The sequence below is a fragment of the Streptomyces sp. SID14436 genome (assembly GCF_010548465.1).
Lineage (GTDB): Bacteria > Actinomycetota > Actinomycetes > Streptomycetales > Streptomycetaceae > Streptomyces.
The window spans coordinates 1-1,158 of the sequence record NZ_JAAGMD010000520.1 but is presented as its reverse complement, the minus strand read 5'-3'; the positions used below and the strand labels follow the sequence as shown (position 1 = coordinate 1,158).

Sequence of the window (1,158 nt, the reverse complement as noted above, 5' to 3'; positions counted from 1 at the left end):
GTGCCGCCGGTGCCGGTGCCGCGGCCCGCGGCCACGCCCGGCGGACGGCTGACGAACCTGGCCCGGCGGGCGCTGGGCGTGCGGGTGCCGCCGGCGCTGGTGCTCGGCTGGCACAAGGCGTACTCACGCCGCCCGCGGTCCCTGGGCACGGTCGCGCGGCTGACGCTGCCGCTGCTGCTGATCGTGGTCGCGATGAGCGCGTGGACCACCATCGACCGCTTCCACAGCAGCCCCGAGCGGATGGGACTGCCCGCGGCGCTCAGCGCCCGCGCCGACGCCACCCTCGACGACGCTCGGGCGCGCGCCCTGCTGGAGCGCGATCCGCAGGTCGTGGCCGCCCATCCGGGGGTGGAGGTGGCCGCCCTGGTGCCCGGGCAGACCGCCACCATCGCGCTGCGCGGTCTGGGCACGCACCAGGAGCCGTACCCGTTCACGCTGGCCGAGGGCAGGGCGGCCCGCGGTCCGGACGAGGCGGTGGCCGGCCAGGGACTGCTCGACCTGCTGCACGTGCGGGTCGGCGACTGGGTGCGGGTCACCGTCGGCGACCGGCCGCAGATCCTGCACATCGTGGGCCGCAGCATCGAACCGGAGAACGCCGGCCGGGTGATCTCGACCCCCCTCGACACGCTCCGCGCGAACGACCCGGATCTGCGGCCCACCCTGCACCAGCTCGAACTGACCCCGGGCGCCGATCCGCGGGCGGTGGCCGACCGGCTGACCGCGGCGGGCGACGGCCACCTCGACGTGCACGCGGTGGCCAACCCGGCGGACGGGCTGTCCCCGCTGCGGGCGGTGGTGCTCGGGCTCGTCGTCGTGCTCGCCCTCATCGGGCTGATCGAACTGCTCACCGCAATCGGCGGCACGGTGCGCGAGGGGGAGCGGGACCTGCTGGCCCTGAAGGCGATCGGCCTCTCCCCCCGGCAGATCACCGCGATCACCGTCACCGCCACGGCGGGCACGGCCCTGGCGGCGGTGGTCGTCGCCGTCGCCCTGGGGCTGCCCCTGGCGCACTGGCTGATCGACGCCCAGGGCCGGTCGAGCGGCATCGGCGCGGGCATCGCCCAGGGGCCCTCCGCCCTCTTCCTGCTGGCCCTCGGGTCGGCGGCCGTGCTGGGCGCCGCCGCGCTGGCGACGGTCCCCGCCGCCCGGGCCGCCCGC

Annotated in this window: 1 protein-coding gene; it reads left to right on the top strand. The window is 77.4% G+C overall.

What is annotated here, in order from left to right; genetic code table 11:
* Positions 1-1,158: FtsX-like permease family protein (locus G3I53_RS17990; protein ID WP_343240642.1), on the top strand; the 1,158-nt coding region annotated here is incomplete at both ends.